7 protein-coding genes and 1 pseudogene are annotated in these 23009 nt (G+C 67.1%); 2 read left to right on the top strand and 6 right to left on the bottom strand.

All coding sequences use genetic code 11. The features are described from left to right. Positions 1-108 precede the first annotated feature (108 nt). The gene (locus tag OIE68_RS20065) at positions 109-1488 is read left to right on the top strand and encodes an amino acid permease (protein WP_327100900.1); all 1380 of its coding nucleotides are present in this window, start codon (positions 109-111) and stop codon (positions 1486-1488) included. Positions 1489-1502: 14 nt separating this feature from the next. Here OIE68_RS20065 and OIE68_RS20070 read toward each other — a convergent pair whose 3' ends face one another. After that, on the bottom strand, positions 1503-2396 hold the full coding sequence (locus tag OIE68_RS20070; RefSeq protein ID WP_327100901.1) for a MurR/RpiR family transcriptional regulator: 894 nt from the start codon (positions 2394-2396) through the stop codon (positions 1503-1505). Positions 2397-2702: 306 nt separating this feature from the next. After that, positions 2703-4157 (bottom strand): class I adenylate-forming enzyme family protein, encoded by a 1455-nt coding sequence (locus OIE68_RS20075; RefSeq protein ID WP_327100902.1) that lies wholly within the window; start codon positions 4155-4157, stop codon positions 2703-2705. A 338-nt stretch (positions 4158-4495) separates the two neighbouring features. Between OIE68_RS20075 and OIE68_RS20080 the strand changes: the two are divergent. After that, positions 4496-4639, top strand: a pseudogene (locus OIE68_RS20080) (TetR family transcriptional regulator); the annotation flags it as partial. Between the two features lie 86 nt (positions 4640-4725). Here OIE68_RS20080 and tnpB read toward each other — a convergent pair. The 4 genes from tnpB to OIE68_RS20100 form a co-directional block, all read right to left on the bottom strand. Beyond that, the gene (tnpB, locus tag OIE68_RS20085) at positions 4726-6108 is read right to left on the bottom strand and encodes an IS607 family element RNA-guided endonuclease TnpB (protein ID WP_327100903.1); all 1383 of its coding nucleotides are present in this window, start codon (positions 6106-6108) and stop codon (positions 4726-4728) included. Positions 6109-6443: 335 nt separating this feature from the next. Then, positions 6444-7808: a wax ester/triacylglycerol synthase domain-containing protein gene (locus OIE68_RS20090; RefSeq protein ID WP_327100904.1), complete on the bottom strand. Its 1365-nt coding sequence runs from the start codon at positions 7806-7808 to the stop codon at positions 6444-6446. 127 nt (positions 7809-7935) lie between these two features. Beyond that, positions 7936-8865, bottom strand: coding sequence for an aldo/keto reductase (locus OIE68_RS20095; RefSeq protein ID WP_327100905.1), 930 nt, complete (start codon positions 8863-8865; stop codon positions 7936-7938). Positions 8866-8875: 10 nt separating this feature from the next. Beyond that, the gene (locus tag OIE68_RS20100) at positions 8876-22951 is read right to left on the bottom strand and encodes a non-ribosomal peptide synthetase (protein WP_327100906.1); all 14076 of its coding nucleotides are present in this window, start codon (positions 22949-22951) and stop codon (positions 8876-8878) included. Between the last annotated feature and the right edge of the window lie 58 nt (positions 22952-23009).

Genomic DNA, 23009 nt, shown 5'->3' on the forward strand with positions numbered 1-23009 from the left:
GCAGTATGTACATCTTCTGCAATTTCTATTGCGTCAGGCTGGTTGAGCGTGTTTCATGTCACTACTTGCGATCGGGCAACGGTCCCACGGCTTATGGAAGAAGGCATCGTGCCTACCTCGGGAAATCTGAAGCACAGCATCAACACTCGGCAGCTGACGATGATCGGCATCGGGGGCGTGATCGGCGCCGGTTTGTTCGTCGGCAGCGGCAAAGCGATCTCCGCGGCAGGCCCGAGTATCGTCATCGTTTACCTACTCACCGGCCTGGTGATCATCCTGGTAATGCGCATGCTTGCGGAGCTGGCGACGGCCAGCCCCGAAACGGGATCGTTCTCGAGCTACGCCTCCCGTGAACTCGGTACCTGGGCCGGACTGTCGGTGGGCTGGGTCTACGCCTATCACTGGTGTGTCACAGTCGCTTTCGAGGCAATTGCCGGCGCGGCGGTCGCCGATCAGCTCCTACCATCGGTGCCGACCTGGCTGTATTCCCTGATCTTCATGAGCGCCTTGACCGGCGTAAACCTCACGGCGGTAACGTCTTTCGCGCGTTTCGAGTTCTGGTTCGCCATGATCAAGGTCGTCGCGATCGTCGCCTTCATCGGAATCGGCATCGCGGCCATCTGTGGCCTGCTTCCGCACTACCAGGCACCGGGAACGGCCAACCTGCTCGGGCACGGTGGCCTGTTTCCGAATGGCTCGACACCCTTGCTCGTAGCGTCGTTGACGGTGTTCTTTTCCTACTTCGGCACCGAGCTGGTAACGATCGCCGCGGGCGAGGCGCAAGATCCGGTCAGCGCGGTGCGCGCGAGCATGCGCAGCGTCGCCGGACGCATCCTGATCTTCTACGTCGGCTCGATACTTGTTGTCGTCACGCTATTGCCCTGGAACGCAACAGAAGTCACGCAGAGCCCGTACACCGCGGTGCTGAACCTGCTCGGCATTCCCGGTGCGCAGACCATCATGAATCTGGTCGTACTCACGGCGGTGTTGTCGTGCCTGAACTCGGGTCTCTACTCGTCATCGCGGATGCTGTTCTCGCTCTCCCGCCGCGGTGAAGGCCCTCGCGTGCTGGGCAGGACCGCCCGCTCCGGGGTGCCTGTCGCCGGTGTTCTCGCCGCCTCCAGCGCCGGATTCCTGGCGGTCGTGGCGAACTACTTCCTGCCCACCGGAGCGGTTTTCACCTTCCTGCTCAGCTCCTCGGGTGCGGTCGCAGTCGTTGTCTACCTGTGCATCTGCGCCACCCAGATTGTCGGACGCCGCCGTAAGACCGCGGCGCAGATCACCGCACTGCCTGTGAAGATGTGGGGCGCCCCGTACCTGTCCTACGCGGTCGGAGTCGTTCTGCTGGCCATCGTCGGTGGAATGGCCATGAGCTCCGGTACCCGTACGCCGCTCGCGCTGACCCTCCTGGTCACCGCGACCGCGGTCACTGCCGGCCTGATTCATCAGCGCCGCGCCGGTGCGGCACAGCTGGCTACGACGGAGTAGCCGACCGCCCCGTGTTAATCGGGGGCGTAGACGCCGAACTCTTCCAGCAGCTTTTCCTCCTCGAGCAGTGTCGTGCGCACTTCGTGCCCCAGGGTTTGTGCGACGGCACCCGTCATTGCCTGGGCGAGGGAGGTAAAAGCGGTCATCGATCGCAGGATGCTGGCGCTGGACGCATCGACGTAAAACGTGTCGTGCGCGGACGCCGCCAGCGGCGATACAGCGGTATCGGTCAATGCGATGACGTGGGTACCGCGCTGCCGAGCCCACTGCGCGGCACGCACGGTGTCGAGGCTGTATCGATGAATCGACATCGCCACGAAACAATCACCGGCCCGCACCCGACGCAGTTCATCGGTCAGCGTTCCCGCAGTGGCATCGATCGCCGACACATCCTCGCGCAGCATCCGCAGCAGGTACGTCAGCAGATACGCCGGGGCATGGCATTTGCGCAGACCCATCACATGCACCCGGGGGGCGTGGGCCAGCCGATCTACTGCCGAATCCCACATCGCGTCGTCGATGCGCGCGAAGGTGCGGGCGATATTCGCTTGATCCAGCGCCACGGTCTGTTCGCGTACCCCGACACCTTCGGCCATGAGGTGCTCGAGATTGTCGAAGCGACGTAACAGCTGCGCTTGCTCCTGCAACCGTTCGCGACACAATCGCGTCAGCCCCGGATACCCCTTCAGACCCAGACCATTGGCAAAGCGCACGACCGTGGCCTCATTGACATTGACCGCGGCGGCGAGCTCGGAGACAGTCATGAACGCCACCGCTTCGGGATCCGACAGCACTCGCTGAGCCAGCTTCTTGTGCGCGGTGGACAGCGAACCCATCCGGCGGCGTATCTCGACTGCCAGCTCGTCGAAGCTCGCGGAACCGGTCGTCGTCTCCGCGTTCGTATCCACCGAACCTCCTCCGAAACCTCGCACCGCTTGCCCTGCACACGCGGTTCTCTGCCAAGTTAGCCGATTCCGCTGACCGTCCTCGAGGCCACACCGCTACACCGTCCAGAAAGTCCATGCCGCAACCCGGTCGTCAGGGCGCGAACCAGTGCTCCGCCGGTCTTGATCAAGATGGGCTGGTGCGCCCGGGTCCAGACCTACCAGCCGTGGTCACGGCCGGGCGTTCACAAAGAATGAGCTGGGTTAGCGGAAAAGCCACGCTCGACAGGAGGATTCCGATCGAGCACGGCTTCAGGTCGCTCGCTACTCTCAGCCGGCCTCGAACAACTGCGCCGCCATGCGACGACTGGGCTTTCCGTTCGGCAACTGGGGCAGTCGCTGCACGATGCGCAGCTGCCCCGGAATCTGGTGCTCGGCCAAATGCGCGTGGCAGTGGCGCATGATGTCGCGTTTGGTGGTCTGTGAACCCGCCCGCAAATGGACGACGGCCGCGACGTCATCACCGAGATGTGGATGCGGCACCCGCGTCGCGAGCGACGAGACGACATCGGGATGTTCGTCCAGCGCGGCCTCTACATCGACCGGCGCCACCGCGTGGTTGCCGCGGTGCGCGATTTCACTGAGCCGCCCCAGGATTCGCAGGCGCCCGTCGTCTTCCCGGCGCGCCACGTCACGCGTCCGCAGCCAGCCGTCTGGAGTGAAGGCGGCAGCGGTGGCCGCAGGGTTGCCGACATATCTGCTGAACAGTGCCGTGCCGCGGACTTCCAGTTCGCGCCCGCCCGCGATTTCGTCACCGGCCAAACGGAATTCGACACCGGTCGGTGTACCGACCGTACCGGGCACCCGTTCCCACGACGGCGGATCGGCCGCCGCCTGGTGGCTGGTTTCGGCGAGTTCCAGTGCCTCCACGACCGGGCAGTCGAGCAGCCGTTCTGCGCGCTCGGCCGCGAGGCGGGACAGCGGGGCCGAGGCGGTGCGCAGAAAACGCATGCCGCGCGCCCGCTTTCGCGATGCCACCAGTCCGGCGGTGATACCGGCCAGCTGCATCGGCATCACCGTGAGCCAGGTCGGCGCCGCCGCGTCCAGCAGTCGGTGCGTTTGTCGCGCCTCGCCTGCGGCGGGCAGCACCATGGTGCATCGGCTGCGCAGTGTCGCCATCAGATTCGCGAACAGGCCGTGGCTCTGCGCCCACGGCAGCAACGCGATGGTGCGGTCGTCCGGTGTGAGTGCGAAATGGTCTGCGACGGCGGCGATTCCGGCCGCGATATTGGCCTCGGACAGTGCCACTGCCTTCGGCGCTCCGGTGGAACCGGAGGTGAACAGGATCAGCCGGTCGTCCTCGTGCACCGTGGGTGCGGGCACCGTCGGCATCCAGCCGCCGCGGCGCGCGGGCGGGGCCGGGATCCACTCCAGCTGCGCCGGGGGCTCGAACGGTTTGCGCCACAATAGCGTCGGCGACTCGATCGAAGCGAGGGTCGGCGCGACCACCACTCGGGGCCGAGCCAGTGTAAGAATCTGCTGTTTCTCCCGCGCACTCAGCCGCGGATCCACCGGCGCGAATACCGCACCGATATTCCAGGCGGCCGACATTACGACGGCGAAGGCAGGCGAATTCGGTAGTTCGGCGACCACTACGTCACCCGCACCGACGCCATTCTTCTTCAAACTCCGTGCGACGGTCTCGGCCCACGCCTCCAGCTGACCGAATGATAAGAGCGGATCGGCATCGGTGGAAACAAGAAACGGCCGATCGCAGGCATCCATCAATTGTCCTTCCGATGGCGCGGGTGGTGTCCCACTCCCGTTGCGGAATTCGAGATTCCGCAATCGGGAGTGGGGTCACGAACGGCACCCATCGCAGGTCGCGGCAGCTTTCCCCGGCACCTCCCGGCAAGGGGGAACAAGAGGTGAGCAATGGAACCCGAAGGGCCGCGCGACCAACGCCTTCCGCATCGTGACGCCTCCAGCACCACATCGAGGTCCAATTCTTAGCGGTGCCAGGGCAGAACAGTACCGCCACAACACGGCCGCCCGCACAATCCCCGTTCCCATTTTTGGGAACGCGACTTACGCTGCACTGTCTGGGATCAACCGGAGGGTTCATGTCTGGTCATTACGAGCCGGTCGGCCGCAAAAGGGATGCGACCGCAACGCGACTCGCCATTTTGGCGGCGGCACAACAACTGTTCGCCGAACGCGGCTACGAGCGCGCCACGGTACGCGAGATAGCCGCACGTGCCGGGGTGAATCAGGCCGCCGCCACGCCACGAGGTGCGAAGCTTCCGTTGCCGATGCATGTGCAGGTTTGCACGTTGTCGGCAGTCGCGTATCGCTACGCGGCGTTGCCCTCGTGGGGCTTCCCGTGGCGGTACCCGCTGCCAACGAGGTTGGTCTTACATGGGTTTCCAGCGGGCTCGTTTCTCGTCGCCCCGCAACTCGGGGAGGACGTGTCATCGCCTGTGGCCCGGTTCGCGAGTGCGGCCAGGTTCCGGGCGGCGTTAAGATCACGATCCGCGCGATAGCAGCACGAATCACAGCAAAACACTCGATCACGCAGGCGCAGTTTGGCTTTCACCACGCCGCAAACCGGGTTGGAGCAGGTTTTCGACGACGGATACCAGCGGTCCGCGACGGTCAGCATGCCGCCGCACCACCCCAACTTGTAGCCGAGTTGGCGACGGAACTCACCCCATCCGGCATCGGCGATCCGGCGCGCCAGCCGATGGTTGCCCAGCATCCCGGCCACGTTGAGATCCTCGACCACGACGGTGCCGAACCGGGCGGTCAGCGCGGTGGTGAGCTGATGCAGGCCGTCACTGCGCGCGTTGGCGACCTTCGCGTGCAGCTTCGCGACGTGGGCGTTGGCGCGTTGCCATCGATTCGACGGTGTGGTGCCAGCGCGTTTGTCCGGGCCGCGCCGTCGGGCGGCGCGGCGTTGCAGCCGCCGCAGTTTCTGTTGGGCGCGCTCGAGACGGCGCGGGTTGGCGACCATGCCGCACTCGTCGGAAATCCCCGGGACCGGTTGGGAGAGCACCGCCAGGTGCGTGATACCGAGGTCGACACCGACCACCGCGTCCGACCGGGTTTGGGCACGGTGGGTGCGCTCGACTTCGACGGAAAACGATACGAACCAGCGGCCACGGCTGAACGATATGGTCGCTGACCGGATCCTGGCGGTGCCACGCTCGATGTGGCGAGCCAGTTTGCGGGTGGACTCATGGGTGCGCACCACGCCGATACGCGGCAGCTGCACATGCCGACGGTCGGTATTGGTCAGGCCGAACGCGCCTGTGGTGAACCGGCACGACAATCGCGTCCTACGAGTCTTGAACCGCGGGAAACACATTCGTGCCCCAGTGCGGTTCCCGGCGCGCGAGCTCGACCAATTACTCAGTGCGGCGGCCAGATTCGCCAAACCAGAGGAATACGCCTCCTTCGAATTCTCCCGCCACCACGGCGCGACATCGTCCTTCGCGCCGTTCCACGTCTTACGCAGCCCATAGGCCGACCAGTTCACCGGTGGGGTCAACTCGACGTCGGCGATGCCATAGGAGCGTTCCGCGGCCCGCTGATCCAGATTGGCCTTCACCAGCGCGAGGCCCCAGTTGAACGCCTTGCGTTGAGCTCCACAGTGCGAGCGCAGCATCTGCTCCTGGGCCTCGGTCGGATCCAACGCGAACCGGTACGCCTGCAGCACGGTCGCGTCGTTGGTCACGAACCAACAATGACACACACCACCGACACATCCATTCGAACGCCCTCAACACCGAGCAGTCCTCTCCCCCTCCGAGACATCCGATCTCCTTGCGGCTCGATTCCCTACCTTCCACCTCGCCCTACCGGTCGACGAGGTGCCGTGGAAGACCGGTCTGCTGGTGCGCGGACCCAAAAGCCCTCCCGGTCGCCTGGTAGGCGTCTCCCGAGGCGACAGGGTGCCGCGATAACGCCAGATCTTCTGTCGTGTCGCGTACGGACCACGGGCAAAACATTCGCGGCGGCTGAATCGGTGCGCGGGAACATCTCGAGCGAGGCGGCACGGACAGCCAGCCGTTACTGCGACTCTCCGAGGGCGGCGGCGACTTCATGGCACGACTCCCGCAGGATGTCGCAGTAGTCGTCGAGATCCGGGACGATATCGGGATCACATGCCACGGATACGGTGAAGCTGTCGCCGGCGCCGACGAACGAATGCGCCAAACCGATTTCCGGATACACCGGCGGCAGCATGCCCGCGAAGCGAAACGCCTTGCCCGACAACGACCATTCGGCGGTCGGCTCGCACCTGATACTGGTCAGGATCGTATGTGCGTGCGCTGGGGCGTCCGGGTCGGCGGGCGCGAGCGTCCCGAATCGCGCCCGATAGGTGCGGCTCGGCAGCAGGTCGATGAGTGCGAGACGATTGAGTTCCCGGCGGCCCGACGGCGAGTGACGGCGCGCCCGCAGCGTGGCGTCGACCGCCCGCGCACGAGCGGCGAGGTCGGGCTCCGCCGCGGCCAGCGCTACCGCATCGGCGCCGACATTATTGACGCCCATGACCGGCGCATCGGGCACCGCGACGGTCACCAACACCGCGAGATCGGCGGGGCACGTGCCGTCCCGTTTTTCGAGATAGCGCTGCATGGCGTGCGATATCGCCGTCAGCCCGACAGCCGTCACGGTGATCCCCGGCGCACGGACGTCGCGCAACTCCAAGGGAATCGTCCGCATGGCGCGTCCGGACCCGATCCGGCCGTTGAGCCGGGTGGAGGTAACCGGTGGAACGTTCGGCCCGCTGTCGTCGTTTTCGCGGGCGATCCGGCGCATCTCACCCCGGACGCGGACGTTGAAACGCAAGGCCTGCAACGGCCAACGCAGCGCACCGAGCACGGCGGCGAGCACCGGGCGTGGACGCCGCGTGGCCGGACCCTGCCCCTCGATCCGCAACGGCACCGCGGCGAACAACGCGTCCGACAGCGATGTCATGGCCGGACCCGCCATCAGCGCATGACTGACCTGCATCAGCACAACGGTGCCCACGCCACTCGGCGTCGCGGTACCGGTCACGTTGGGAAATACGTGGAGTTGCCAGGCACTGACCCGAGCATCCAGTGGTTGCTCGAGAACGCGCCCCATCTCGTCCTGACACTGCGCCCAATCCAGTTGTGCCGCAGCATGAGTGACGATGTGTGCGTCGATCGGACTGTCATCGACCACCCACAACGGATGCCCGAGCCCGCCTGGCACCTCCTGGATCCGACGGCGCAGCGGTTCGAGCAGTTCGGCTCGCGCCCCGAAGTGGTCGGCGATATCGGCAGCAGTCAGCGGTGTGTCGCCGTTGTCGAATACCCACCACATCGGCCAGTCGGTGCCCCGGCCCGAGCGGGCCAAGTAGTAATAGGCGGCGTCATTGGCCACCAGCTGCGCTTCATACATCATGCTGCTCTCGTCGATCCGATTGCTGCACTATGCCATCCGTCAGGGGCCATCACGTCCGCCGGAATCGAAATCGGGTACCGATCCAACTCCAGGGTCCCCAGCCACATCGCAGGGACCCGGCGCTTCCTCAGCTACGCGACACTTTCGGCAGCAGGGAACGCCAACCGCGTGCGCCCCCCGCAGCCGGGGTGCTGACCGCGGAAAGGGCGACGAATTCGTCGTCGGTGAGTGTGATGGTGGCGGCGGCGGTGTTCTCCTCGAGATGCGCCACGCTGGAGGTGCCGGGAATGGGCAGGATGACCGGCGAGCGGCGCAGCAGCCAGGCCAGCGCGAGTTGGGACGGGCTGGCTTCCGCGTGCACGAGGGTGTCCAGCGGACCACCCGGACGCGCGAGATCGCCGGTGGCCATGGGGAACCAGGGGATGAAGGCGATGTTGTTCGCCTCGGCGTATTCGAGTACGTCCTCCGCGCTGCGGTTGGTGAGGTTGTAGTGGTTCTGTACCGAGACGATATCGGCGATCTTGCGGGCCTTGTCGAGCTGAGCGACGGTCACCTCGGAAAGGCCGATATGGCGGATCTTGCCCTCTTGCTGCAGCGACGCCAGCTCGCCGAGCTGGTCGGCAAGCGGCACCTGCGGGTCGATCCGGTGCAGTTGGAAGAGATCGATGCGGTCGACGCCGAGATGACGCAGGCTCAATTCCAGCTGCTGGCGCAGATATTCGGGACGGCCGATCGGCACCCACTCACCGGGACGAGGCCGGGCCAGCCCGGCTTTGGTCGCGATAACCAGGTCGTCCGGATACGGGTGCAGGGCCTGGCGGATGAGAGTTTCGCTGACGAACGGACCGTAGGAATCCGCGGTATCGATGAGCGTGATGCCGAGTTCGACGGCACGACGCAGTACGCGCACGGCCTCATCCGGATCCTTCGGGTCGCCCCACACACCGTCACCGGTCAGCTGCATTGCGCCATAGCCCAGGCGAGTGACCGGTAGGTCACCACCGAGGGTGAAGGTGCCCGAGGAGGCGGCGGGACGGGACTGGGCTTCGGCGGTCATGCTTTCCTCTCTACAGCTGAACGTCGCTCGGGGCGGGGAAGAAACCCGCATCGATGAAGGACCTGACATAGGCGTCCAAGGCCGCGGCATCGATGGGCGGGCAGTGGATACCGTACTGCGCCAACTCGATTCGTGTGTCGGTGTCATCGACGGCAGCCGCGGCTCCGCCGTAGTTGCCGCTGACCAAGGCGGCGCGCACCAGCGAATCGTCGCCGGTCGCATCGCGCGCCGCCGCTTCCTCGGCCAGTTTGGTCGCGATCTCCTCGATCGATGCGATCTCGATCGGAATCCCGTGCCTGCGCAGGGCTTCGAAGATATCGCCGATCGCCACCGGACGAGTGTTCACCAGGTGATAGGCCGCGCCGACCGGCGGCTGATCCGCCAGCGCGACGATGGCGCCCACCACATAGTTCACCGGCACCAGCGACATGGTGGCGTCGCCGATATCCGGGGCGAGTCCGAGAATGGCGGCCGCCCGGATCATGTTCCAGAACGAGTCGTCGACGCTGTTCACTCCGAGCCGCGGATCGCCGGACACGGTTCCCGGACGGTAGATGCTCACCGGCACACCGCGTGCACCGGCCTGGCGGATCAGTTGTTCGGCGACCCATTTACTTGCCACATAACCGTTTCCGGATACCTCGTCGACGTGCAGTTGCACGTCTTCACGGGCGATGAAATCCGGTGCGGGCGCATTCGGAATCACGGCATTGACCGTGGAGACGAAGTGCACCGGTTTGATCCGACCGGTGGTCGCCAGCCGCAGTACCTCACGAGTGCCCGACACATTGGCGGCGCGCAACCGCGCGTACGGCTCGATGTGATTGACGCGAGCTCCGTTGTGGTAGATAGCGTCGATCTGCTCAGCGAGCCGGGCCCAGTCGGACTGGTCGAGCCCGAGTCCGGGTGCGGCCAGATCACCTGCGACAGCGACGATTCGACCCTGATAGGCATCGTCCCAGATCCGGTACAGCTGCATGGCGTCGCGAATCCGTTTGTAGGCCCGCTCGCTATCGTCGCCGCGCACCAGGCACCAGACCGTTGCCCCGGTGCTGGAGAGCAGTTCCCGCAGCAGATGCACACCGACGAATCCGGTTGCGCCGGTAAGTAGTACGCCACGCGGGGCCTCGGCACGAGCCGGTGCGCGACCCGCACCATCGATCTCCGGTTCGAGCACAGCGTCGGTGGTGATCGTCGCGGTGTCGGTGCCGGGGACCACTGCCGCGGGCTCGTCCGGATTGTCGAGACGGGTGGCCAGGCCGCGCACGGTGGGCGCGATGAACAGCGCCGCCATCGGCACATCGATACCGAGCCGGGTGGCCAACGCGCGCTGCAGCGTGAAGGCGAGCAGCGAGGTGCCACCGAGATCGAAGAAATCGTCCTCGGCTCCGGCCCGGGCGATCCCGAGCACCTCGGCGAATACCTCGGCGACGGCGCACTCGGTATCGGTCGCCGGTGCGACGAACTCGCGGGCGCGCAGGGCCGGCCGCGGCAGCGCGGCCCGATCGAGTTTGCCGCTGCTGTTCACCGGGAAGGATTCGAGGACCATGATGGCCGAGGGCACCATATAGCCCGGAAGCACGTGTGACAGCGACTCGCGCAGGGTATCGGCCTCGAGCTCGGTTACGGGCACCACGTAGGCGACCAACTGATCGCCGGTCTCCGATTTCGCCACCACGACAACGGCCTGGGCGACGGACGGATCCGCGAGCAGCGCGGCCTCGATCTCGCCCAGCTCGACTCGGTGACCACGGATCTTCGCCTGGAAGTCCGTGCGCCCCAGATATTCCAGTACCCCGTCGGCGCGGCGACGCACCAGATCACCGGTCCGGTACATCCGGGCACCCGCCGGACCGTGCGGGTCGGCGACGAACCGATCCGAGGTCAGGTCGGCACGACTGAGGTAGCCGCGCGCCAATTGGCTTCCTGCCAAATACAGTTCGCCAACGACACCGGCGGGTACGAGATGCAGCCGGGAATCCAGCACATAGGTGCGGGTATTCCACAGCGCCACACCGATCGGCACCGTCAACCGGTCGTCGATGGAGGCGGGCCGATACGTCACCGATACCGCCGCCTCGGTCGGACCGTACAGGTTGTGCAGTCCGGCATCCGACAGCGCGGCGAAATCGCCGACGGTGTTGGGCGGCAAGGCCTCACCGATAACGAAAACCGCACGCAGCGACGCCAATTGCGCCACCCGGGCGGCGGCCAGGAAGACCTGCAGTACCGACGGAACGAAATCGGTGACCGTGACCTGGTGGGTCGCGATCAGCTCGGCGATATAGCCGGGATCGCGCTGTCCGTGCGGTGCCGCGAGCACCAGCTGCGCGCCGACCCACAGCGGGGCGAAATAACCCCACAGCGATACATCGAAGGTCGTCGCCGTCTTTTGCAGATAGACATCCTCGGCACCGAACCCGTACTCCGCCACCATCCACTCGATCTGGTTGGTGATCGCGCCGTGCGAGACCATGACGCCCTTGGGCCGACCGGTCGAGCCGGAGGTGAACAGCACATACGCCGGATGATCGGCGTGCAGCGGCGCACGCAGCTCGCCGAACTCGACCGGCGCGCCGGTGTATTCCGCCAGCTCGAGGGAGTCGATATCGATGACGGGAACTCCCGTGACGGGTACCGAATTGCCGTCGGTCGTCAGCACGCAGACCGGCTCGGCCGTCGCCACCATGTACCCGATCCGGTCGGCCGGATGGTCGAGGTCCAGCGGAAGATACGCGCCGCCCGCGGTCAACACCGCATACATCGCGGCGACCAGCTGCGGCGAACGCGGTATCCCCAGCGCCACAACGGATTCGGGACCTACGCCCTGCGCGATCAGGTGCCTGGCGAGGCGGTTGACGCGCTCGTCGAATTCCCGATAGGTCCAGGCGGTCTCGTCGTGCACGACGGCCACCGCATCCGGTGTCGTCGCCACGGCACGGCGGTAGCCGGTCAGCAGGAAATCCGCCGAAACCGGGTGCGCGGTATCGGCCGCATCCGACAGCAGCGCGGCGCGTTCGGTCGCATCGGTCAGCTCGATCTCGCCCAGCACCACATCGGGATCGGCGGCGATAGCGGTGAGCAGGCGCGCGAACCGGTCCACGAAACCCTGCACGGTGGCGGGATCGAACATATCGGCGGCGTAGGTGACCATACCGCCGATACCCAGCGGCGTGCCCGCCTCGTCGTAGGCATCGCCGATATACCAGTGCAGATCGAACTGCGATACCTCGACGCCGATATCCAGGCTCGCGACGGTCAGTCCGGGCAGTTCCAGTGCGACGCGGTCCAGGTTCTGGAACGACAGCCCCACCTGGTACAGCGGATGCCGCGAGGGCGAGCGCACCGGGTTCAGCACATTGACCAGCCGCTCGAACGGCACATCCGAGTTCGCGAAGGCCTGCAGATCGGTCTCCCGCTGCCGCGCGAGCAGTTCGGTGAAACGCGCGCCGCCGTCGTATCGGGTTCGGAATACCAGGGTATTGATGAACATGCCGATGAGGTCGTCGAGCGCGGCGTCGCCGCGTCCGGCGGTCGGCGTACCGATAGAGATATCGTTGGTCCCGGACAACCGCGCCAGCAGCACGGCGAGTGCGGTGTGCACCACCATGAACACCGTCGCACCTTGGGCCCGCGCCAATTCGGCCAGCGCGCTGTGGGTTTCGGCGTCTATCCGCACCGACACCTGGCCGCCCGCGAAGGACCGCACCAGCGGCCGGGGCCGATCCGAGGGCAGGTCGAGCTGCTCCGGCAATCCGGCCAATTCCTGCTGCCAATACCCGATCTGCTTGGCCGCCAACGATTCCGGATCGTCCTCGGCACCCAGCAGTTCGCGCTGCCAGATGCTGTAGTCGGCGTACTGCACCGGCAGCGGGGCCCAATTCGGCGCCTGTCCTGCGCTGCGCGCCACATACGCTGTCATCAGATCGCGGGCCAGCGGGCCGATCGACGAACCGTCCCCCGCGATGTGGTGCACGACCATCGCCAGCACGTATTCGCGCCCGTTCGCACCGTCGCCGAGGTCGAACAGGCTGACCCGGACCGGCACCTCGACGGTGAGATCGAAGGCGGTCCGCACCATGGTGGCCACCGCATCCACGATTTCGGCCGGGTCGATGGCCTGGACCAGCATCGGCGGAATCGCCTGCGCCGCAGGCAGGATCACCTGCACCGGCCCCGCATCGATGGGTGGGTAGACCGTGCGCAGGATCTCGTGGCGGGTGACCAGATCCCCGATCGCCGCCCGCAGCGCCTGCGTATCGACGGCACCGGTCAAGCGCACAGCCATCGGCACGTTGTAGGCCAAAGAGTTCGTATCCAGGCGGTTGAGGAACCACATGCCCTGCTGCGCCGCCGACAGCGGGATCCGCTCCGGCCGCGGACCGGCGATCAGCTCCGGACGGTCGCTTCCGGCCTCGTTCTCACTCAGCCTGACCGCGAGCGCGGACACCGACGATGCCTCGAACAGCAGACGTACCGGAACCCTGGTATCGGATGCGGCGCCCAGCCGCGCCGCCAGCCGGGTGGCGATCAGCGAGTTGCCGCCCAATTCGAAGAAGTCGTCGTCGGCGCCGACCGGTGTCGCGGGCGCGAGCAATTCGGTGAATACGCTCGCAACCAGCTCTTCCCAACGCCCGGACGGGGCACGGTATGCCCTGGTGTGCAGCACCGGCGCGGGCAGGGCAGCACGGTCGAGTTTGCCGACCGGGGTCAGCGGAATCTCGTCGAGCACCATGACGGTGGTCGGCACCATATGCGCGGGCAGGCTGTTCGCCGCGAATGCGGTGAGCTCGTCGGCATCGGCCACCGCACCGGCGGCGGCATGCACATAGGAGACGAGAATGGTTGCACCGCTGGCGATTTCGTGTCCGATGGTGACGGCGAAGTCGACGGTTTCATGCGCCGCGAGGACGGCGTCGATCTCGCCGAGTTCGATGCGGAAGCCGCGTACCTTGACCTGGAAGTCGTTGCGGCCCAGGTATTCCAACGCACCGTCGACCGTTCGGCGGACCAGATCGCCGGTCCGGTACAGCCTGGCGCCGTCGCGATCGAACGGATTCGCCACGAACCGGGCGGCGGTCAGCGCGGGACGCTCATGGTAGCCGCGGGCCACCTGCGCGCCGGTGATATAGAGCTCGCCGACGGCGCGGTCCGGCACCGGCGACAGCCGATCGTCCAGTACGTACTCGGTGATGGCGCGGATCGGCCCGCCGATGGTGACGGTCTCCCCCGGCACCAGCGGCGCGCTGATATTGGTCATGATCGTGGTCTCGGTCGGCCCGTACCCGTTGTAGAACTCGCGGGTGCGCCGTCCGGCGATCGGAATCGTCCAGCGCCGCACCAGCTCCGGCGGGCAGGCCTCGCCACCGGCGATGACGACACGGAGCTTGTCCAGGCCCGCTGGATCGACGGAAGCCAGCGCCGCGGGCGTGATGAACGCATGCGTCACCCGCTCCCGGCGCAGCAGCGCGGCCAGTTCCTCGCCGCCGTAGACCGACGGTGCGGCCACCACCATCGTCGCGGCGCCACCGATGGCCAGCAGCAGTTCCAGCACCGACGCGTCGAACGACGGCGATGCGAAATGCAGGGTGCGTGAACTGCTGGTCACCCGGTAGCGCTCGCGCTGTTCCTCACAGAAACTCGACAAACCGGCCTGCGTGACGACCACGCCCTTGGGCTTACCGGTCGATCCGGAGGTGTAGATGACATAGGCCGGATGCGTCGCGCGCAACGGACGCAACCGATCCGCATCCGTCACCGGATCGGCGCTGTAGTCGTCGAGCTGCCGATCGATATCGTCGGCATCGATGGTCAGCCACTGCACCTCGTCGGGCAGGTCGGCGCCGATCTCGGTGACCGTAAGCCCGAGTACCGCATGCGAATCGGCGATCATGTGCCGGACCCGCTCGATGGGATAGTTGGGATCCACCGGGACGAATCCGGCGCCGGTCTTGGCGATCGCCCACACCGCGAGCACGGACTCCGCCGAGCGCGGAATGCCGATCGCGACCAGATCCTCCGGGCCGATGCCACGGTCGATCAGCAGTCGAGCCAGCCTGCTCGAGCGCTCGTCGAGGTCGACGTACTCCCATTCGGCCAGCTGCTCGGTGGCATCGGCGAAGATCACCGCGACACCGTCCGGATTGGTGTCCACGGCATCGGCCAACAGCTGCGGCAGCAGCGTGACCTCTTCGGCCGGGACCGGTTCGGCGGTCCGGACGGGCGCGGCGAGCGCCCGGTCCCGTTCGGCCTCGTCGAGGATGTCGATGGCACCGACGATCACCTGCGCGTCGGCGGCTACCGCGGCGAGGATCCGCTCGAATCGGCGGCCGAGGCCCTGGATGGTGGCTTCCTCGAAAAGGTCTGTCGCATAGGCGAAGCCGATGACCAGCTCGTCCGGCGTGCCATCGTCGTTCTGGCGCGCCTCGACGATCACCTGCAAATCGAATTTCGCGACGATCTCACCGGTATCGACGGCCGAAACCGTCAAACCGGGCAGCTCCAGTGTCGGCTGCTCGATGTTCTGGAACGACAGCATCACCTGGAACAACGGATTAGCCGAGACGGCCCGGGCGGGCAGCACCTCCTCGACCACCCGCTCGAACGGAATCTCCGCATTGGCGAAGGCGGACAGGTCGGTTTCGCGGACCTGCTGGACGAATGCCGCGAACGGGGCGTCGCGATCGACATCGGTGCGCAGGGTCAGCGTATTGACGAACATGCCGACCAGATCGTCCAGTTCGGCCGAACCGCGACCCGCGATCGGCGTGCCGATCGCGATATCCGAGCCACCCGACAGCCGGGCGAGCAGCGCGGCCAGCGCGGCGTGCACGACCATGAACAGCGACGAATTGTGTCGGCGCGCAAGGTCGGCCAGACCGGCGTGTACCTGCGCGGGCACGGCGATTTCGGTCGCCGCACCACGCATCGATGCCTGCGCCGGACGCGGACGGTCCAGCGGCAGCCGCGCGGTATCGCTCACACCGGCCAGCTGTCGCCGCCAGTAAGCCAATTGCTGTGCGGCAATCGAGTTCTCGTCGTCTTCGGTGCCGATGACTGCGCGCTGCCAGAGCGCGAAATCGGCGTACTGCACGGGCAGCGGAGCCCAACCCGGGACGATCCCCGCGGTACGCGCGAGATAGGCGGTCGCCAGATCCCGCGCCAGCGGTGCCAGCGAGACGCCGTCCGCCGAAATGTGATGCGTGACGAGGACGAGCAGATGCTCGTCGCGGGCCGGGTCGGAGTACAACCGGATGCGCACGGGTGGATGTTCGGTGACATCGAATCCAGCGGACAACAGTGCCGCGACCCGGTCCGGATCGGCAGTCGTCTCGACCTCGAGTCCGTTCGGCAGCGTTTCGGCCACGGACAGGATCTCCTGGCGCGGCGTCGCGTCCGGGCCGTCGACCGGGAACCGTGTGCGCAGCGCCTCGTGCCGCTCCAGGACATCCGCGACGGCCGCGCGCAATGCGGGCACGTCCAACGTGCCCGTGAGCCGGATGGCGAACGGCAGGTTGTAGGACGGGGATTCGGTGTCGACCTGGTTGAGCACCCACATTCGATGCTGCGCCAGCGAGAGCGGAATGCGCGCCGGTCGCACGGCCCGCGTCAACGGCGGCCGATCCGCGTTCTCGGAATCCGGCACGATACGTGCCGCCAGCTCGGCGACCACCGGTGCGTCGAACAGCGTGCGCACCGGCACCCGCGCGTCCAACGCCGCACTCAGCCGGGCCACGACCTGGGTGGCGACCAGCGAGTTGCCGCCCAGGACGAAGAAGTCGTCGTCGGCGCCCACCCGGTCCACACCGAGCACTTCGGCGAATACACCGGCCACGATCTCCTCGAGCGGAGTGGACGGCGCGCGGAATTCCCGGCCGGCCAGGGTCGGCCGCGGCAGCGCCTTGCGGTCCAGCTTGCCCGCGGTACTGAGCGGGAACTCGGCCAGCTCCACGATCGTGGCCGGAACCATGTACGCGGGCAGCGTGCCCGCCAGCGCGGCACGCAGCGGCTCCACCTCGAGGTGCGTGCCGGGCACCGGGACCGCGTAGGCCACCAGCTGGTCGCCGAGCTCGGTGGGCACCACCAGGACGGCCGCCTGGTTGACCGACGGCTGCGCCAGCAGCGCCGCCTCGATATCGCCGAGTTCGATGCGCTGTCCGCGCAGTTTCACCTGGAAGTCGGTGCGGCCCAAGTATTTCAGGACACTCGGCGCGCTCCAGGCCACCAGATCGCCGGTCCGATACATCCGCTCGCCCGTTCCGAACGGGTTGGCGACGAACCGTTCGGCGGTCAGATCCGCGCGCCCCAGATAGCTGCGTGCCAGCTGATCACCGGCAATGTACAGCTCACCGGTAACCCCGCCGGGCACCGGCCGCAGGCGGGCATCCAGTACGTACAGACGGCTGTTCCAGACCGGCGATCCGATCGGCAGGCCGCCCTGATCGTCAACGGTCGCGAGCCAGGTGGTGACGGCGACCGCGGTCTCGGTCGGCCCGTACACGTTGAGCACCGACGCGTCGCAGACCGCTCGCACCGCGGCGACGGTCTCCGCGGGCAACAGCTCGCCGCCGACGATGATGTGCCGCAGCGTCGGAAGCGTACCGACGGGCGTGTGGGCGGCGAACACCGCGAGCATCGACGGCACGAAGTCGGTGACGGTAACCTGCTGCGCTGCAATGGTTTCCGCGATGTACGTGGCGTCGCGATGGCCGTCGGGCGTGGCCATCAGCAGCTTGGCGCCGAGCCGCAGCGGAATGAAGTAGCCCCACATCGATGCGTCGAAGGTGAAGGCGGCCTTCTGCAGGTACACATCGTCGGCATGCAGCGGATAGCGGGACTGCATCCAGGCCAGATGGTTGCCGATCGCCCGGTGCGAGACCGCGACACCCTTGGGCCGTCCGGTGGAGCCGGAGGTGAACAGCACATACGCCAGGCTCTCCGGGCGCACCGGCCGCAGCAACTCCCCGGCCGCCAGCGGGGTACCGGCGAATCCGTCCAGATCCGCGGTGTCGATGTGCAGCAACGGAATTCCATCCGGCACCGGCACGGCGTCCGCGGTCGTGGTGAGCACGCACACCGGCCGCGCCGCGGTCAGCACGTGCTCGACTCGGTCGGCCGGATGATCCGGGTCCACGGGCACGTACGCGCCACCCGCGGTGAGGACCGCGTACATGCCGACGACCAGATCCAGCGAGCGCCGGACCGCGAGGCCGACCAGCGATTCCGCGCCGACACCCTGCGAGATCAGTAGCCGGGCAAGGCGATTCACCCGCTGGTCGAGTTCCCGATATGTCAGCGTCGCGGAGCGACTCGTTGAGGGGTGGTGGTCGGGTGACGGGTGGGCGAGCTCGGCGCCCTCGTAGGCCACCGCGACCCGATCCGGATGCGCCGACACCGCGCGCCGGTAGCCGTCCAGCAGCAGCTCGGGTTCGACCGCATGACCGGTATCGTTCCACTCCAGCAGGATTCGATCCCGCTCGGCGCCGCTCAACATGATATCGATATCGCCGACCAGGGCCGCGGGTTCACCGACGAGCGCGTCGAGAACCCGGATCAGTCGCGCGGCAAAGGTTTCCACCTCATCGGCGGTGAACCCGCCACCGGCATACCGCCACGTCAGCTCGATCGTCGACGCCGCGATCGCCACCAGCGTCAGCGGGTAGTGCGCGCCGTCCTCCATACCGACGGCGGTCACCGACATGCCGTCGATGGAATCGGCGGCGGCGATCGCCTCCCGGTCTATCGGGTAGGACTCGAAGACCAGCAGGGTGTCGAATTGCGCTCCGGCGCCGGCGATCCGCTGGATATCGGTGAGACCCACATAGTGGTGGTCGAGCAGACCCGCCTGTTCGCGCTGCAGCGACTGCAGGAACTCACCGACCGCGAGTCGGCCGTCGACCCGCACGCGCACCGGCAGCGTGTTGATGAACAAACCGACCATCGACTCCACGCCGGACAACTCGGCCGGACGGCCGGACACCGTGGTGCCGAACACCACGTCGTCGCGACCGGTGAACCGCCCGAGCAGGATGCCCAACGCCGCCTGCAGCACGGTGTTCACGGTGACGCCGAGTTCGGCGGCCAGCTCGGTGATCCGGCGGGTGCGCTCGGTGTCGATCTCGGTGACCACCTTGCCGCCGTGGCCTGCGACCGTCCGCGATTGCGGGGCGAGCAGAGTCGGCTCCGCCACACCGGACAGCGCCTGTTCCCACGCCCGCAGCGACGTCTCCCGATCCCGGCCGGCCAGCCAGCTCAGGAAGGTGCGGTAGGAGGGCACCCGCGGCAGCGCGGACCGATCGCCCCGAGTCGCATAGAGCACCAGCACATCTCGCATCAGCAACGGCATCGACCAACCGTCGAGCAGGATGTGATGGGTGGTGATCACCAGATGCCACTGATCCGTGCGATACAGGGTGAACCGCATCAGCGGCGCGGCCGACATATCGAAGCCGGTCTCCCGCTCCGCGGCCACCTGTCGCCGCAGTTCCGCCAACCGCTCCGATTCCGGCAGATGCGTCAGATCCACTGCCCGCCAAGGCACTTCGACCCGATCCAGGACCACCTGCACGGCGCGGCCGTCGGCGCCGGCGACGAATGCCGTACGCAGATTCGGATAGCGCTCCAGGATGGCCTGGGCCGCCGCCCGCAGTCGCTCGGCGTCCACGTCGCCGCCCAGGTCGACCGTCGCCTGGGAGGTGTAGACGTCGATACTCGACTCGGCGAGCTGCGCGTGGAACAGCAGACCGGACTGCAACGGCGAGAGCGGCCACACATCCGACAGCGCCGGGTAATTCCGTTCCCACACTTCGATATCCGACTGGCCGACCGTGACCAACGGCAGATCCGACGGCGTCAGCCCACCGGCATCCGGATGCCGCGCATGCTCGGCCAGTGCGTGCAGCGCCGCGACCCACAGATCGGCGAACTCCTGCACCCGCTCCCGCGACAACAATCCGCGCGGGAAGGCGAGCGACGCACCCAGCTGCGGTCCGTCCGTACCGTCGGTGACGATCGCATTGATGTCGATCACGCCGTTCGCGGGCATATCCGGATCCATCTCGGCATCCAGCTGCCCCAGATCCCCGACCGGCACCCAACCCAATGCACCGAGCTGCGCCGGGATCTCCCCCGTCGACATCCGGCCCAAGTAGTTGAAGCTGATCTGGGGGGCACCGGCCAGCTCGGCGGCGGTGCTCAGTTGTCCGGCGGTCTCGGGGTTCAGGTAGCGCAGCAGGCCGTAGCCGAGTCCCTTGTCGGGGACCGTGAGCAGCTGCTCCTTCACCGATTTCACGATGTCGCCCAAGGCTTTTCCGCCCGCGAACGCCTCGGCGAGATCGGCGCCGGCGAGATCGAGCCGGACAGGGTACGCACTGGTGAACCAGCCGACGGTCCTGGACAGATCCGCGCCGGGGATGATCCCCTCTTCGCGGCCATGGCCTTCCAGCTTGACCAGCGCGGTGCCGCCGGCGCTTTCGCCACGCCACTTGCTCACCGCCAGCGCCAGCGCCGAGAGCAGGCCGTCGTTGACACCACCGCGATACCGGCCCGGGATCGCGGTCAGCAGCGCATCGGTCACCTCGACGGGCAGCGTCACCTCGACCCGATCGACGGTGCCGAAGGTGTCCACCGCTGGATCGAACGCGCGCGCACCGAACAACGGGTCTTCGGTGCCCGAAACCTGTTGCCAGAATGGCAGTTCCGCAAGCCGCGCCGGATCCTGCGCCGCATCGCGCAGAGCGTGCGCCCAACGCCGCATCGAGGTTCCGTTGGCGGGCAACGCCACCTGCTGCCCCGCCGCGAGCTGCGACCAGGCCATCGCCAGGTCCGGAATCAGAATCCGCCAGGACACCCCGTCGACCACAATGTGGTGCGCGACGACCAGCAAGACATCACGACGGCGACCGCCCTGCGGGAAAGCGAACCAGACGCACTGCACCATCACCGCGTTCGCCGGATCGAGGCGACCCAGCGCCGCATCGTACTCGACACTCGCCCGCCGCGACAACTCGGCATCGTCGATATCGGCGGGCACCTCGACCCGATGCACCAGCGCGTCGACGTCCACCGCGCCGCGCTCCAAGGCCTCGAAGGTCCGGACGGTATCCGAGGTGGCTTCACGCAACCGAGCGCGCAGCATGTCGTGGTGATCGAAGACCGCGCCGATGGTCGCGACCAGGATCTCCCGATCGATGCCGTCGGGCAGCCGCAGCGCCATCGTCTGCGAGAAGCGCCGGTACGAAGAGTCGCTCGGCAGCATCGCCGTCATGATCGGCAGCAACGGCAGCTCGCCCACCCCACCGCCGGGCAGTTCCGCCAGCCGCGGCTGTTCCACCGCATCGGCCGATCTGGCGATCTCGGCCAATGCCTCGACCGTGCGATGTTCGAACACCTCCGCGGCGGTGAATACGACACCGCGCGCCTTCGCCCGCGAGACCAGCTGGATCGACAGGATCGAATCGCCACCCAATGCGAAGAACGAGTCGTCCCGGCCGACGCGCTCGACACCGAGCAATCCGGCGAATACCTCGGCGATGATTTCCTCGACCGGCGTCTCGGCGGCCCGGAACGCGCGCGGGGCGAAGACCGGCTCGGGCAGTGCCGCACGGTCGAGCTTGCCGACCGGGGTAAGCGGAATCTCGTCCAGCACCACGAAGGCGGCTGGAATCATGTACGCGGGCAGCGACTCTCCGAGGAATTCGGCGAGCGCCTCGGTGTCCACAACGGCCCCGGTCCTCGGCAGCACATAGGCCACCAGCGCGGTCGCACCCGACGGCAGCGTCTTGCCGAGGGTCGCCGCGAAGTCGATATCAGGGTGGCCGGTGAGTGCGTTGTCGATCTCGCCGAGCTCGATGCGGAAGCCGCGAATCTTCACCTGGAAGTCGGAGCGACCCAGGTACTCGATGACGCCGCTCTCTTCGGTGCGCCGCACCAGATCTCCGGTCCGGTACAGCCGCGCGCCCGGATTGCCGATATCGGCGCCGAACGGGCTGGCCACGAACCGTTCCGAGGTCAGCCCCGGACGCCCGAGATACCCCTGTGCCAGCGCGGGACCCGACAGGTACAGTTCGCCGATCACCCCGGCGGGCACCGGGCGCAATCGCGCATCCAGGACGAACGCACCGACACCGGCAATGGCCGTGCCGATCGTGATGGGCTCGCCCGGCACCAGCGGCGGGGTGCCGGTGGCGAGAATCGTCGCCTCGGTGGGGCCGTAGCCGTTGTGGAAAGCGCGCTCGCCCGCCCAGCGGCCGACCAGCTCGGTGCCGAACTTGTCACCGGCCACCACGACGACCCGCAGCTCGTCCAGCCCGTCCGGATCCACCGATTCCAGAGCGGCCGGGGTGATGAGCATGTGGCTGACGCGCTCGCGCCGCAGCAGATCCGCGAGTTCGGCCCCGCCGAACACCGAAGGCGGCGCGATCACCAAGGTCGCACCGGCGGAAAAGGCCAGCAGAAGCTCGAGCACCGAAACGTCGAAGTTGGGCGAGCAGACATGCAGGACCCGTGACTCCCCGGTCACCGCGTACTGCTCGCGCTGCGCGGCGACCAATCCGGCCAGGCCGCTGTGCGAGACCACGACGCCCTTGGGCCGTCCGGTCGATCCCGATGTATAGATGACGTAGGCGGGGTGCCGCTCGTCCAGCCGACGAACCCGATCGGCGTAGGAGATCGGATGGGCCGGGCGTTCGGCGATGCGCCCGGCGTGCGCCGGGTCGTCGAGTTCGATCCAGTCCACACTGGTGCCCAGCGCCGAGCTGTGCGCCGTGGTGGTCAACCCGAGGACGGCGCCGGAATCGTCGAGGATGTGCGCGATCCGGTCGGACGGATATCCGGGATCCACGGGCACGTATGCGGCGCCGGTCTTCGCGATCGCCCACACGGCAAGTACGGATTCGATGCTGCGCGTGATACCGATCGCAACCACATCGCCCGCGCCCACACCGTGTTCGATCAGTTCGCGCGCCAACCGCGACGACGACTCGTCGAGTTCGCGATAGGTCAGCTGCCTGTCGTCGGACGGATCGCCCGAAGGGTTGAACCGAATGGCGACGGCATCGGCGGCGGACTCCACAGCGGCCGCGAGCAAATTTCCGAAGAGTAGACCGACTCGGCGACGACTACCACGTGCGGAACGACGATCCCTT

The sequence above is a fragment of the Nocardia vinacea genome, from assembly GCF_035920345.1.
GTDB lineage: Bacteria > Actinomycetota > Actinomycetes > Mycobacteriales > Mycobacteriaceae > Nocardia > Nocardia vinacea_A.